This window comes from Roseovarius maritimus, assembly GCF_043355895.2.
In the GTDB taxonomy this organism is placed as follows: domain Bacteria; phylum Pseudomonadota; class Alphaproteobacteria; order Rhodobacterales; family Rhodobacteraceae; genus Roseovarius; species Roseovarius maritimus.
The window spans coordinates 790,359-803,366 of sequence record NZ_JBHFPF020000001.1; the positions used below are offsets into that span (position 1 = coordinate 790,359).

General features: G+C 63.2%; 11 protein-coding genes. 3 read left to right on the forward strand and 8 right to left on the reverse strand.

Annotation, left to right across the window (positions count from 1 at the left end):
• Positions 1-187: 187 nt before the first annotated feature.
• Complete coding sequence (locus tag ACEWPM_RS03950) at positions 188-1,348, forward strand: M24 family metallopeptidase (protein WP_393961907.1); 1,161 nt, start codon at positions 188-190, stop codon at positions 1,346-1,348.
• On the opposite strand, the gene ACEWPM_RS03955 is transcribed toward ACEWPM_RS03950, so the two are convergent.
• The 8 genes from ACEWPM_RS03955 to ACEWPM_RS03990 are packed head-to-tail and all read right to left on the reverse strand — an operon-like array spanning position 1,338 to position 10,190.
• The gene (locus ACEWPM_RS03955; protein WP_393961908.1) at positions 1,338-2,645 is read right to left on the reverse strand and encodes an NAD(P)/FAD-dependent oxidoreductase; all 1,308 of its coding nucleotides are present in this window, start codon (positions 2,643-2,645) and stop codon (positions 1,338-1,340) included. The genes ACEWPM_RS03950 and ACEWPM_RS03955 overlap by 11 nt on opposite strands.
• Entirely contained in the window at positions 2,642-3,913 is a 1,272-nt protein-coding gene (locus ACEWPM_RS03960) for a M20/M25/M40 family metallo-hydrolase (RefSeq protein WP_393961910.1), read from the reverse strand. Before ACEWPM_RS03960 ends, ACEWPM_RS03955 begins: the two co-directional genes overlap by 4 nt.
• Positions 3,910-5,217: an NAD(P)/FAD-dependent oxidoreductase gene (locus ACEWPM_RS03965; RefSeq protein WP_393961911.1), complete on the reverse strand. Its 1,308-nt coding sequence runs from the start codon at positions 5,215-5,217 to the stop codon at positions 3,910-3,912. The genes ACEWPM_RS03960 and ACEWPM_RS03965 overlap by 4 nt, the downstream gene beginning before the upstream one ends.
• Positions 5,218-5,226: 9 nt before the next feature.
• A complete protein-coding gene (locus ACEWPM_RS03970) occupies positions 5,227-6,033 on the reverse strand; it encodes an ABC transporter permease (protein ID WP_393961912.1) in 807 nt (268 codons plus the stop codon).
• Between the two features lies 1 nt (position 6,034).
• Positions 6,035-6,931, reverse strand: coding sequence for an ABC transporter permease (locus tag ACEWPM_RS03975; RefSeq protein WP_393961913.1), 897 nt, complete (start codon positions 6,929-6,931; stop codon positions 6,035-6,037).
• Positions 6,928-8,073: an ABC transporter ATP-binding protein gene (locus ACEWPM_RS03980; protein ID WP_393961915.1), complete on the reverse strand. Its 1,146-nt coding sequence runs from the start codon at positions 8,071-8,073 to the stop codon at positions 6,928-6,930. Before ACEWPM_RS03980 ends, ACEWPM_RS03975 begins: the two co-directional genes overlap by 4 nt.
• A 6-nt stretch (positions 8,074-8,079) precedes the next feature.
• Positions 8,080-9,120 carry a polyamine ABC transporter substrate-binding protein gene (locus tag ACEWPM_RS03985; RefSeq protein ID WP_393961916.1) on the reverse strand — a complete coding sequence of 347 codons (1,041 nt, stop codon included), beginning with the start codon at positions 9,118-9,120 and terminating at the stop codon, positions 8,080-8,082.
• A gap of 50 nt (positions 9,121-9,170) precedes the next feature.
• Complete coding sequence (locus ACEWPM_RS03990; protein WP_393961917.1) at positions 9,171-10,190, reverse strand: dimethylarginine dimethylaminohydrolase family protein; 1,020 nt, start codon at positions 10,188-10,190, stop codon at positions 9,171-9,173.
• Between the two features lie 155 nt (positions 10,191-10,345).
• Between ACEWPM_RS03990 and ACEWPM_RS03995 the strand changes: the two genes are divergently transcribed.
• The gene (locus ACEWPM_RS03995; protein WP_393961919.1) at positions 10,346-11,233 is read left to right on the forward strand and encodes a LysR substrate-binding domain-containing protein; all 888 of its coding nucleotides are present in this window, start codon (positions 10,346-10,348) and stop codon (positions 11,231-11,233) included.
• 53 nt (positions 11,234-11,286) lie between these two features.
• On the forward strand, positions 11,287-12,912 hold the full coding sequence (locus tag ACEWPM_RS04000; protein ID WP_393961920.1) for an amidohydrolase: 1,626 nt from the start codon (positions 11,287-11,289) through the stop codon (positions 12,910-12,912).
• The last annotated feature ends 96 nt before the right edge of the window (positions 12,913-13,008 follow it).

Sequence of the window (13,008 nt, forward strand, 5' to 3'; positions counted from 1 at the left end):
ACGTGTCGCGAGACCAAGTGGGAGTATCGGTCGAAAAGCGGTGAGAATTTTTACCTGTAGCCTGCACCTGCAAAGCTTGCTTTGACCTCCAGTTTCCCGCAGCCTCGGATGTGTATGCCGATCCGCGAACGATGATCTCCGCACGGGGATACCGGCGGGAAAGGCCATCCGGACAGGACACAGAAAAATGCTGCATTTCGATCGATCCGAATTCGACCAACGACTGGCAAACGCCCGCAAACTCATGCAGCGCGACGGTCTCGATGCGCTGCTAGTCTTCTCACAGGAAAGTCTTTTCTATCTGACGGGGTTCGACACCAAAGGCTTTGTGTTCTTTCAATGCATGGTGGTCACCGCCGATGACGCCCCGGTGACCCTGCTGACCCGCAGACCCGATCTGGAACAGGCCCGGCGCACTTCGATCATCGAGGACATACGGCTCTGGTATGACGCACCCGGCGCGGACCCCTCGTCCGAGTTGCACGAGATCCTGACCGAAAAGGGATTGGAAGGCGCTCGGGTCGGCGTTGAGCTGCGCAGCTTCGGTTTGACCGGAGACAAGCACGAGTTGCTCCGTCAGCGGTTCACGAATTGGTGCACGCTGGTCGATGCGTCACACTTGGTGCGTGAATTGCGGCTCATCAAATCGGAGGCCGAAATCGCGTATGTCCGGCAGGCCGCCGAGCTTGCCGACCAATCCTTGGAGGCGATGATCGAGGCCGCAGGCCCCGGCGTGTTCGAGGGCCGCATCGCCGCCGCCGGGATCGCGCCGATCCTGGAGGGCGGCGGGGATATGCCCCCGTCCGGCCCGGTTCTGGGTTCGGGCGACCGGGCACTGCTGGTGCGCAGCGCGGCGGGATACCGCCATCTCGACGCCGAGGATCAACTGACCATCGAACATGCGGGCAGCTACCGGCATTACTGCGCCTGCCTGATGCGCACGCTGACGATCGGCAAGGCGGGCGCGGCGCATGAGGACATGTTCAGCGCCACGAAGGATGCGATGGCAGCGATGACGGATGCCGCACGCAGCGGCAATACCATCGGGCAGATCGACGATGCGCACCGGGCCTCCTTCGACGCGGCGGGCTATGGAGGGGCGCGCATGTCGGCCTGCGGCTATTCGCTGGGCGCGACCTACTCGCCCTCTTGGATGGACGTGCCGCCGATGATCCATTCGGGCAATGACATGCCGATCCAGTCCGGCATGATCCTGTTCCTGCATGCCATCCTGATAGACGCGCCGCGCAATCTGGCAATGAGTGCGGGCTACACAATCCTGACGCGCGGCGCAGGACAGGCGCCCGAGGTCCTCAGCCGCTTGCCGCTGGAGCTGATCAGCCGCTAGGCCCGCGCCCGGCGTGGTCGAGTCCGTCGCGCAGCCAGGCCCAACCGATGGCGGCGGCCAGAGCCGGGCGGCGCGCAGCGTGGAAGGGCAGCGGCTGCATGCGCGTGACGGCAAGAGGCAGGGCCTCGTCGCTGTCCCGCATCACCGCTTCGGCCAGCGCCTTGCCGACGGCGGGCGCGATGGCCACCCCGCGCCCGCTGAAGCCGATAACGGCCCAGATGCCCGGCTCGGGCCGATGGACGCGGAGCGCGCGCTCTGGCGTCAGATCGACCTGCCCCGCCCAGTGATACCGAACGGGGACAGTCCCGATTTGCGGGAAATAGTCGCGCATGGTGCTTTCCAGCCGCGACAGATGTGCAGGCTTTATCCCCTCGCCCCCGGTCGACCCGCGCCCGCCAAAGACCAGCCGCCCTTCCTCGTTCAGTCGAAAGTAGAGGAGCAGGCGCCGTGTATCGCTGACGACATGGCCGCCGGGCAGGATCGAGGCCCGGACCTCCTCGGGCAGCACCCCGGTCGCAATCTGCATCGACTGCATCGTCAGCATGCTCCGCCTCAGGGCGGGGATCAGATTGCCCGAATAGGCGCCGGTCGCCAGCACGATCCGGCCGCAGCGCACGGAGCCTCGGGGGGTGGTGACGCGCCAGCCGGTCCCGTCGCGCTCGATACGCTCTGCCGGACTGCGCGAGTGCAGACGCGCGCCCAGGCGCTGCGCCACCTCTGCCATTCCGCGCGCCAGCGACATCGGATTGAGGCCGCCCCCGGCGGGGTCGAGATAGCCGGCAACATACTTGTCGCAGCCCGTCAGCGCCGCGACCTCCTCACGCCCGAGGATGCGCACATCGCGCCCGCGCGCCTGCCATTGGCGCGCACGCTCCTCCACGGCGGTAAGCGCGGCCTGCGCATGAACCCCGAGAATCCAGCCGTCGCGGTGAAAGGCGCAGTCGATATTGTGACGTTCTATCATACCTGCAACCAAGTCGCCGCCGCTTTCGCCCAGATCGGCGATGGCGTTGCCCAGCTCGGGACCGTGCCGCACGATGAGATCTTCGGGGTTGTCCTTGAAACAGGGGATCAGCTGGCCCCCGTTGCGCCCCGACGCGCCGAACCCGATAGCCTCGGCTTCAAGGAGCACGGTATCGCAGCCGGCCTCCGCCAGGTGCAGCGCGCAGGAAATCCCGCAGAACCCGCCTCCGATGACGACCACATCCGCGTGCGTCTCGCCTTCGAGCGGGGGCGCATCCGGGGCGGGCCGCGCCGTGGCTTCCCAGAGCGGATCCGGAGCCAGAAGCGCACTCAATCGTCGGATCCGGGGCCGAGATAATCCCAGGCCGAGAGCACATGGGTGCGCACGACATGCAGGAATTCCTCGATCTCCACATGCTCGTCATGCGAGCCCATCCCGTGCGGATAGGGGCCATAGACATAGGCCGGCACGCCGTTATGCCGCCAAAGCCGCGCGTCGGTTCCGCCAAGGCTGACGATGGGTGTCGGGCGCGGCCTTCCGAATGCCTCGACGTTCTTCTGAATGATCTCGACCATCTCGTGACAGGGATCGCACCAAGATGGCTCGTCCCCGCCGATCACCTCCCATTCGACGCCCGGATGGCGCGCCGCGATGGCTTCGACATGCGGCAGCAGATCGGATTTCGACATGCCGACGGGCAGGCGCAGATCCGCGGTGAAACGGCACTCGGACGGGATCATGTTGGTCTTTTCCCCGCCCTGAATCGTGCCGATATTAAGCGTCACGCGCGAGACGAGATCACCCGCCCCGTCGCCCATCATCCGGTCCATAGCGCCGCGCCCGGCATCTACGGCACTGGCGACGTTATGGGGCGGATCACCCTCAAGCTCGGTCAGCTCTTCGAGGTCGCGCGCGACGGCCATCGCGATCTTGGTCGCGCTTTCGGTGATGTGGACATAGGCGCCATGCGCCCCGGCGGCGCGCGCGGTAAATTCGATCCAGAGCGGGCCGCGCTCGCCAAAGCGCACCGATTCCGGGCCACCCGGCTCGCCATTGAGCAGGCAATCGCCATGCACCTCGGGGTGATGCTCCATGAGGTAGCGCGCGCCCCAGGGCCCGAAGGTTTCCTCGTCCGAGACGCAGGTCAGGGTCAGCTTGCCACGGAGCTGATCTTGCAGGCGGCTGAGCAGGCAGTAGGTGATGATCGAAGCGGTCGTACCGGGCTTCATGTCGCAAGCACCTCGGCCATAGATCTTGCCGTCTTTTTCAGTCCCGGTCCAAGGGTCATGGGTCCAGCCGCGGTGATCCTCGGGTACCGGAAAGACATCCATGTGCCCGTTAAGAACGAGATGTCGCCCCGACTGTCCTCCCTCGAAGGCTGCGACGATATTGGGCATCTGGGGATGTGGGTCGATGATCCGGTAACTAAGCCCCTCGGCATCGAGATGGTCCCGCACAACCTGCGCCGCGTCCAGCGTGTCTCCGGGCGGGTTGGGTGACCGGGCGCGCAAGAAAGTCTTGAGAAGCTCGATGATTACACCGCGCTCCTCATCCAGCCAGTCAAGAATTTTCTGACGGCCCTCTTCATGTCCGGACATCATGACCGGCTCCTTTCTATCTGGTCGCGCAGGCGGTACCACATCAATATCAGGGGCAGCACCCACGGGTTGCCGCCATATCCGGGGAAGGTCGGGAAGTGCCCTTCGGCAAAGGCACTTTCGCTGTTTCCACGCAGCATCATGCGCGCGGTCTGGTACCCCAGCCATGTTTGCATCGCGACGCCGCTGCCCTGGCAGCCTAGCGCGTAATGCACCCCCTCATGCTCGCCGAGGTGAGGCAGGAAATCGAAGGTGAAGGCCACATTGCCGTTCCAGCTATGACTGATGCGCACATCGCCCAGCTGCGGCCAGACGCGCGTCATCACGTTGTGCAGGCGGCGCGCGCTTTCGCGCGGGTCCATTGCCGTGGTGCCGACGCGCCCGCCCCAGAGAACCCGCTTGTGATCGGGCGAGAGGCGGAAATAGCTGAGCACGCGGCGCGTATCCGCAAGGCCGCGCGCGTTCGGCACCAGCTCCCGCGCGAGTTCGAGAGGGATCTCTTCGGTCGCGATCAGGAAGCTGGCGACCGGCACGACCCTGCGGCGAAACCACGGCACCTCGCGGCCCGTGTAGCCATTGGTGGCCAGCATCACCTTGTCGGCGCGGATGGTGCCTCGATCGGTCTTGATCCGCCAGCCATCCGGGCCGCGCGTCATGCCGGTCACATGGGTCTGGCCGTGAAGGCGCGCACCGGCGCGTTCTGCGGCATCGGCCAGCCCACGCACATATTTTCCCGGGTGGATCGTCGCCGCGCCTTCGGCCACCTGCCCCCCGCGATAGAAATCGGTGCCGATCTCCTCGCGCTGGCGCTCGGGCGGGACCATGCGGACCGATGCGCCCGTCAATTCCTCGGTCAGTTCAGCACTGCGGGCCAGCGCATCGTAATGCCCGCGCGTCCAGGCGCATGAAAACCGGCCCACCCGTGCAAAGTCACAGTCGATCCCCTCGCGCATGATTAAATCGTCGAGGAAGGGCAGCGTTCCCGCCGCCTCCTGCATCAGGCGCATGGCGCGCTCCTGGCCCACCTCCTTGACCAGCCCGGCCTGCGCGTGCTTGAGGCCGCCCGACACCAGCCCCCCATTGCGAGAGCTGGCGCCCTGCCCGATCCGCTTGCTATCCAGCACCGCGCAATCGGTGCCGGATCGTGCCAGTTCCAGCGCACAGGACAGACCGGCATAGCCGCCGCCAATGATGCACACATCGCTCTTCTGCGCGATTTCGTCCGGCGCGCCGATACCGGGGCGTGCGGCGTCCCACCAATAGGGTTGCGCTTTGAAATCGGAGGTAAAGAGGCGCTCATCGGGCATGGCTCTGGCCTATTTCCGTGACTGCAGGAATTGCGACAGGGTCAGCATCAGCACTGAAAAGGTGATCAGAAGCGTCGATATAGCCGCGATGGTCGGATCGATCTCGTCGCGCAGGGCGAGGAACATCCGCCGGGTCAGAGTCGCCTTGTCCCCGCCCGCGATCAGCAGCGCGATCACCACCTCGTCAAGCGATATGATGAAGGCCAGCAACGCGCCCGACAGCACCGAATTGCGGATTTGCGGCAAGGTCACCGTCAGGAAGGCCCAAGGCCGTGATGCCCCCATCGAGCGGGCGACCATCTCCTGATTGAAGTCAAAATTCTGCATCCCTGCCGTCACGGTGATCATCACCAGCGGAATGGCAAGGATGGTATGCGCGAGCACGAGTCCGGTGATCGTGGAGTTGAGCCCGACAGGCGCGAAGCTGAGGAAGATGCCGACAGCCAGCAGGATCAGCGGAATGATCATTGGCAGCGTCAGCAGGATCGTCATGTAGCGGCCCAGCCGCGCCTTGGTCACGTGAAGGCCGTAAGAGGCCATCGTGCCGGTCACCGTTGCGAGGATCATCGTGAGGAACGCTACCTGAAACGACACCGACGTCGCCTGAAGCCACTCCGGCGAGTCGAAATAGGCATGATACCAGCGCAGCGACCACGATTCCGGTGGAAACTCGAGATAGCGAGAATCCGAGAAGCTCATTGGGACCACAAGCAGCGTCGGTGCGATAAGGAACACGATCACGAGGATGCAAACCGCGTAGAGCCAGAGCCGCTGAAAATGCGTCACTTGCGTATCGGTGGCGGGTTTGTTCAGCATGTCATTTCCCCCCCGTCGCCGCGAAGGCGCCGGTCAGCCGCCCGAAGGCCCAGAGGATGCCCAGCGTCATCACCAGGAGGACAACCCCCAGCGCGCTCGCCGCGCCCCAATCGGCGTAGACCGCCATCGAGCGTTCGATCTGCATCGCCCACATCATCACGCGCCCGCCACCCAGCAGCGCGGGCGTGACGTAGAAGCCCAAGGACAGCACGAAGACAAGGATCACACCCGCCCCGAGGCCCGTCAGGGTGAGCGGTACGTAGATCTGCCAGAACGCCTTGATCGGGGACGCACCGAGATTGGCTGCGGCCTTCATCAGATCGAGATCGACGGTCTTCATGCTGGCGTAGAGCGGCAACACGAAGAAGGGCAGCATGATGTGCACCATTCCGATGGTCGTGCCGGTGAAGTTATGCACCAGCTTGAGCGGCGCTTCGATCAACCCCATGTCCATCAGCCAGGTGTTGATCAGCCCCTTGCGCTGCAGCAGCACCAGCCACGCATAGGTCCGCACCAGAAGCGACGTCCAGAACGGAAAGAGCACGCAGAGCAGCACGATGCTCGACATGCGCGGGCCGAGCTGCGAGGCGAGATAGGCGACCGGATAGCCCAGAAGGATGCAGAGCCCCGTCACCAGGAACGCCAGTTCGAACGTGGTGATAAGCGTGATCTTATAGGACGGGTGCATCAGGCGCGTGTAATTCTCCAGCGTGAACCCGTCGGTTCCGTAGATGGACAGCCAGAAGAGCCAGCCGATGGGCACGAGGACGAGGCTGCCAACCAGAATGAAGGCCGGCAGCGAGAGCGACAACAGCCTGCGCTGCTCGGCGCGCGCCTGGCGGTCCAGCGCGTCCGCGTTCTCGGATCGGGCAGCCGGGGCCATGTCGACCGCGCTCATTCCCGATCCTCCTCGGCAAGGATCACCGTATCCTGCACCAGCCAGGACAGGCGCACCTCGCTGCCTGGCTCTGGCAGGGACTGATTGCTGCGGTGCTGGCTGCGCACGGCAATTTCGTGATCGCCGTGGATGGTGATGTAGCTGACGACGCTGTCGCCCTGGAACACGGTCTTGCGCAACGTGCCGGTCATCTGGTTCTCGTCCTCGCCTGGCAGGCCGCCCGCGATGTGCAGCATCTCGGGACGCAGGATCAGGGTCTGGCTACGGCGCGCCGAGGCGATGGTCCCCTCTGTCCTGATCGGCTGACCGAAGAGGCTGGCCGCGCCGTTTTCCACCTCGACCGGCAGACGATATGTCTCGCCGATAAAACTGGCCACAAAGAAGGTCTCGGGCCGCTCATAAAGGCGCTGGGGCGGGTCCACCTGTTGAATCCGGCCCTCGTTGATCACGGCGATGCGGTCCGACATGGTCAGCGCTTCGCGCTGGTCATGGGTGACATAGACGGTGGTGATACCCAGCCGATCATGCAGCGCGCGTACTTCGAATTGCATCTGCTCGCGCAAGTTCTTGTCGAGCGCCGACAACGGCTCGTCCATCAGCAGGATGCGCGGCTCGAAGATCACGGCGCGTGCCAGCGCCACGCGCTGCCTTTGGCCACCGGAGAGCGCGTCGATGCCACGATCGCCCAGTTCGGTCAACTGCACAAGATCCAGCGCCCGCGCCACGCGCTCGCGGATCTCGGTCTTGGGAGTGCTGCGCAGCTTAAGCGGATAAGCAAGATTTTCGGCCACCGTCATGTGCGGAAAGAGGGCGTAGTTCTGAAAGACCATGCCGATATCGCGTTTGTGCGGCGGCAGCAGCAGGATTTCGTCATCGCCGAATTTCACCGATCCGCTGTCAGGCCGCACGAAGCCGGCCAGGACCATGAGCAGCGTCGTCTTGCCGGACCCGGACGGACCCAAAAGTGTCATGAATTCACCGCTTTGGATGTCGATGCTCACGTTATCCAGCGCACGGAACGCACCGTAGCTCTTGACCAGGGAAGTCACGCTGATCGGTAGCGAGTTGTCCCGCCCGGCGGCCTCGGTGGCGCCGTCCGGTCCGGCATATGCCGGGCCGGTCATTTTGATTGCATCAGACATCAAGGGTCATTCCTGAATGAAGAAGTCGAAATCCTGGGTCAGTTGATCGAGATTCTCTGCCCAGTATTCGGCATCCAGAACAAACCCCTTGGCCACGTTGTCCGGGTGACTCGGCAACCCTTTGGCCACATCCTCCGGAATGACCCCGGTATCATAGGCATCCGCATTCGCGGGACCGTAGTTGATGAAGAGCGCGATGCGTGCTTGCACCTCGGGCCGGCTCATGATTTCGATCGCCTTCATCGCGAGATCCTTGTTCTTGGCGCCTTTCGGAATGACCCAGCAATCGGTCAAAACGATCTGTTGGTCCCAGGTAATGCTGACTGGGGCGCCCTCATCCGCGATGGATTGCGCGCGGCCGTTCCAGACCATCGCCATATCGACCTCGCCATCCTGAAGAACCTGCGCGGATTGCGCGCCCGAACTCCACCAGACGGCGACATCGTCTCTGATTTCCCGCAACTTTTTGAAGGCGCGCTCCGTGTCGAGGGGGTAGAGCTCGTCCATCGGCACACCGTCCGCGATCAGGGCCGCCTCCATGTTGTAGACCGGATTGCGGCGCAGGCTGCGTGGCCCCGGGTATTTCTCGGTATCCCAGAAATCCGCCCAGGAACTCGGCTTGTCATCGGGAAAAGCCTCGTCATTGCGGGCCAGTACGGCACCATAGACTAGGTTGGAGATCCATCCCTTGCCCTTCATGCTGTCCGGAATGCCGGACACGCCGAGCACTTCGTCGCTCAGCATTTCGACATTGCCCTCACTCTCGAGCAATGCGCAGCTGTAATTGCCCTGCTGGGTCAGATCCCAGGTCGGACTGCCCGACGCGACCTGCACGCGCACATCCGCCGCGCCCGAGGTCGTGTCCTCGATGATCTTGATGCCGAGTTCCTCCTCGACGACGTCGAACCACGCCTGGCGCTGAGCCTCTTGGTAGGCGCCGCCCCAGGACGCGATTGTGAGCGTATCCTGTGCCAGCGCCGAGCCGGCGCCCAGTGTGACGACTGCCGTCAGCGCGGTCGCGGTCAGTAACGTTCTGCGAATACTCATTTTCTAAGTCTCCCTGATGGTTTCTTGGTTTGGTGAGTAGTTGCTTGACCTTAGGTAATGCTGTCCCGGATCAGCGGCGATGTCGAGCAGTGAATTCCGCCCCCGTTCATCTGCACCCGATCATAGGGCACGATCACGAATTCCACGCCCTCGGATTCGAGCGCGCTGCGCGTTGCGTCAGATATCCCCTCGGGCATCAGCACACGGCGCGGTCTGACCGCGAGGCCGTTGACGATCCAGCGATTGTCGGCCTCGGTCATCTCGACGGCGCGGATGCCCAGCTCTTTCAGCTTTTCAAGAAACGTGAAGGGCAGCCCGGCCGCCCAGACCAGCGCCAAGTCCGGCGCGATCATCAGGAAATGGCCGTCAATGTGGATATCATAGCCGCGCAGATCAACGACCAGCAATTCGACGCCGACATGCGCCAGTACCTCGCGGATCTGTGCGATGCCCTCATCGTTCTGGCGAATACCCCGCCCGATGACAGCGGTCTTCGAATTGAGCCAGGCAAAGCTGCCGCCCTCGGCCATCGCGCGGCCTTGCAGCGTGCGCAAGATCGGCGCGCCGGCCTTTGCCAAGGCCCGAGTGACGGCCTGCTCTTCACCCTGCCGCATCCGCGGCGCAAGGCGCGTGACAATCGCGCCGCCGGGCACCGCGATGCAGGAATCGCGCGTGTAGACCGATTTGAACCGCCCGTCGGTGACGCCGTCGAGATAGATCACTTCGGCCCCTTCGGCCCGCAGCGCATCGGCCAGCCCGTCATGTTGTGCCTGCAGCTCCGCGAGATCGGGAATGTCGCGGCTCTGCCAATACCAGCCGGCGTCGATATCACCATACCCTCCCGTCGCGGCGATTGCCTTGCTGCGGTCTATCACGTCGAATTCAGGCCCCGGGCGATGCATCAGGACGGCACGGATCTGACCCACATCGTTGTTACAGCCCCAGTTTCGGCCCCAAAGCCGCTCCATCCGGCTCGGATCTTCAAAAGCCGGGTCGGGCTCCGAGCCAAAGAGCTTGACCGTCGCACTATAGACGCCCGTGTCTTTCTGGACTGGAACCCCTTTGCTCATCTTGGCTGTCCTCAGCAGGCTTGTGTGAATTTCAAACCACGCTAGGATGTGAGTAAAATTATAGCAACTGCAGGAAGTTTCCACTTTAATGGAAATTAACTCACATATTAAGCGCTTTTGGAGGCGTATTTGACATTGGAAAAGGCAGGAATTTAATGCGTCGGTTGCCTTCTCTCAGTGCGCTTCGCGCTTTCGAAGCCACAGGGCGCCGGGGCAATCTGAGCCATGCCGCCGAGGAACTTTACGTAACGCACGGCGCGATCAGCAAGCAGGTGAAGGCACTGGAGAATGCGCTTGGGCTGACGCTGACCCGCCGTGCCGGGCGCGGGATCGAGCTGACCTCGCAAGGGCGACGCCTGATTCCGTATCTCACCAAGGCATTCGACGATATCGACGCCGCGCTGCGCACCCTGAGCAGCGAGACCTTCGAAGGCCATATGGTCATATCGTGCATGCCCGGCCTGACCAACTCGTGGCTGATTCCGCGCCTGCCATCGTTCCTCAGCCAGTATCCGGGCGTGTCGCTGACCGTCCTGACACCGCATGAGGCCTCGACCCACGAGGCCGATATCGAGATCCGGTATGGACGGCCCGGCTGGCCCGACCGCAATATCACGCTACTCAGGCAACTTGACGTCTTTCCGGTGTGCAGCCCGCGGCTGATGAACGGCCCCAATCCGGTGCGCCGCATCGAGGATCTGTTTCAGCATACCCTGATCGACGAGCCGGGCGGCGCGCATTGGCGCGAGTTCTTCGTCTCGCAGGGAAAAGACCCGTCTAAGGTGACGCGGACCCTTCGCTTTCAGGACTTCACGCATGGCCAGACTGCCGCGCTTGAAGGGCTGGGCATTGCGATGGGTGACGACCTGACTATGGAGGGCGATCTGGCCGCCGGGCGTCTGATACGGCCCCTGCCCACGGTCGTTCGGCGCCAAAGCCTTGCCTATTACCTGCTGACCGCCCCTGACCAGCCCCTGACCGGCGCGATGCGCGTCTTCATCGATTGGCTGACGATGGAGATTCAACGCAAGGACCGAGACTGAAACCGCCGCTTGCCGGTAACGCCACTCAACCCGAACATTCAAGGAACGGCAGTATGGATACTCTTCCCATAGATACGATCGTCATCAACGGCAGGATCGCAACCATGCGCACGCAAGGCGAGTTCATCGAAGCGATGGCCATCTCGCGCGGCTGGATCGTCGCAACCGGCAGCACCACCGAAATACGCGGGCTTGCCCCGCAGGCGCAGGTCATTGACTGCCGCGGCCGCACGGTCCTGCCCGGTTTTATTGACAGCCATTGTCACCCGGATTTGCATGGCGCGCGGCTGGGCCGCTGGACGGATCTGTCTCAGGGCCCTGATACGCTTCCGGACCTGCTGAACCTTATCGAAAAGAAGACCGAAGGTACCTCACAGGACGCCTGGTTCGTCGGCTTCGGATATGACGACCTGCGCCTTGGCGGTTACCCGACACGTGACGCGCTCGACAATGCCGCAGGCGGGCGCCCGGTCTTTCTCTACCGCCGCGACTCGCATCTGGGCTTCGCCAATAGCGCCGCGCTTGGGAAAGTGGGCTTTGACAGCGACTCGCCCGATCCGCCCTTTGGCCGGATAGACCGCCATCCCGAAACGGGCGCGCCGACGGGCCTGCTGCGCGAAACTGCCGCGCATGCGGTCGTCAATCTCTGCCAACGAGAATTCACCACCGAGGATTTCTCCGCCGGATTGCAGCGCGTCTTTGCCGACTTCGCCACTTATGGCATCACCTCGGTTCACAATTCGCTGGCCTCGACTCAAGGGATCGAAGCCTATCAGCTCATGCGCGACGCCGGCACGCTCAAGATGCGCGTAGGCCTTCTGGCCAGCGGCCGCGAGGATGATCTGGTGGACGCGATCCTACGCTCGGGCTGGCGCACCGGCTTCGGGGATGAGTGGGTTCGGCTGACCGGCGTTGAATGGTGCCCCGACTGCTCGACCAGCGGCCGGACCGCCGCCTATTACGACCCCTATGTCGGCACGAAGGTCATTGGCGAACCCGAGGATAACCGCGGGATGCTCCTTTATGAGGCGGGCGATTTCAATCAGCGCGTGCTGAACGCGCATCGCGCAGGCCTTTTGGTAGGGGCGGACGGCGTCGGGAATCGAGGTATCGATTTTGTTCTGGATGCCTATGAAAACGCGCTCCATCACCACCCGGTCGAGGATCATCGCCTGCGGGTGGAGCATTGCTGCAACGTCACCCCTGCAATCCTGAAACGGCTGAGCCGGCTCAAGGTGATCTGCTCTTCCGCGACGGGGTTCGCCTATGATCTGGGCGATGCCTATATCCGCAATCGGGGCGGCGACGCGATGCGCTTCATGTGGCCGCATCGCAGCATGATCGACGCCGGGATCATCGCACCCGGTCATTCGGATTCGCCAGTGTGCCATCCCAACCCGATGCGAGGAATCCACGCCTTGGTGAACCGGCATACATCCTCGGGCGCCGATCTGTGCGCCGACGAGGCGATCACCGTCTTCGAGGCGCTGCAGGCCTACACCGTGCTTGGAGCCTTCGCTGGCCGGGAAGAACACATCAAGGGGTCGCTGACCGTCGGCAGGTTGGCAGATTTTGCAATTCTCGAGAATGACATCTTCAAAACGCCCCGTCACCTGATTGCCAACACACGTGTCGCGCAGACTTATATCGGAGGTCAACAGATCTTCTCCCGCGAGTAGACACCCCTTTTGCTCAGGCTTCACGCATCCATCTATTTTCTTCGCCCTATTTAGCCCAAGTTGCCCGTCACCTCTCACTCTGAGCGGTGCGCAGTC

Bases quoted from the DNA above. Each gene is read 5' to 3' on its own strand.
- ACEWPM_RS03950 (WP_393961907.1), top strand. From the start codon at position 188: ATGCTGCATTTCGATCGATCCGAATTCGACCAACGACTGGCAAACGCC.
- ACEWPM_RS03960 (WP_393961910.1), bottom strand. From the start codon at position 3,913: ATGATGTCCGGACATGAAGAGGGCCGTCAGAAAATTCTTGACTGGCTG.
- ACEWPM_RS03965 (WP_393961911.1), bottom strand. From the start codon at position 5,217: ATGCCCGATGAGCGCCTCTTTACCTCCGATTTCAAAGCGCAACCCTAT.
- ACEWPM_RS03970 (WP_393961912.1), bottom strand. From the start codon at position 6,033: ATGCTGAACAAACCCGCCACCGATACGCAAGTGACGCATTTTCAGCGG.
- ACEWPM_RS03975 (WP_393961913.1), bottom strand. From the start codon at position 6,931: ATGAGCGCGGTCGACATGGCCCCGGCTGCCCGATCCGAGAACGCGGAC.
- ACEWPM_RS03980 (WP_393961915.1), bottom strand. From the start codon at position 8,073: ATGTCTGATGCAATCAAAATGACCGGCCCGGCATATGCCGGACCGGAC.
- ACEWPM_RS03985 (WP_393961916.1), bottom strand. From the start codon at position 9,120: ATGAGTATTCGCAGAACGTTACTGACCGCGACCGCGCTGACGGCAGTC.
- ACEWPM_RS03990 (WP_393961917.1), bottom strand. From the start codon at position 10,190: ATGAGCAAAGGGGTTCCAGTCCAGAAAGACACGGGCGTCTATAGTGCG.
- ACEWPM_RS03995 (WP_393961919.1), top strand. From the start codon at position 10,346: ATGCGTCGGTTGCCTTCTCTCAGTGCGCTTCGCGCTTTCGAAGCCACA.
- ACEWPM_RS04000 (WP_393961920.1), top strand. From the start codon at position 11,287: ATGGATACTCTTCCCATAGATACGATCGTCATCAACGGCAGGATCGCA.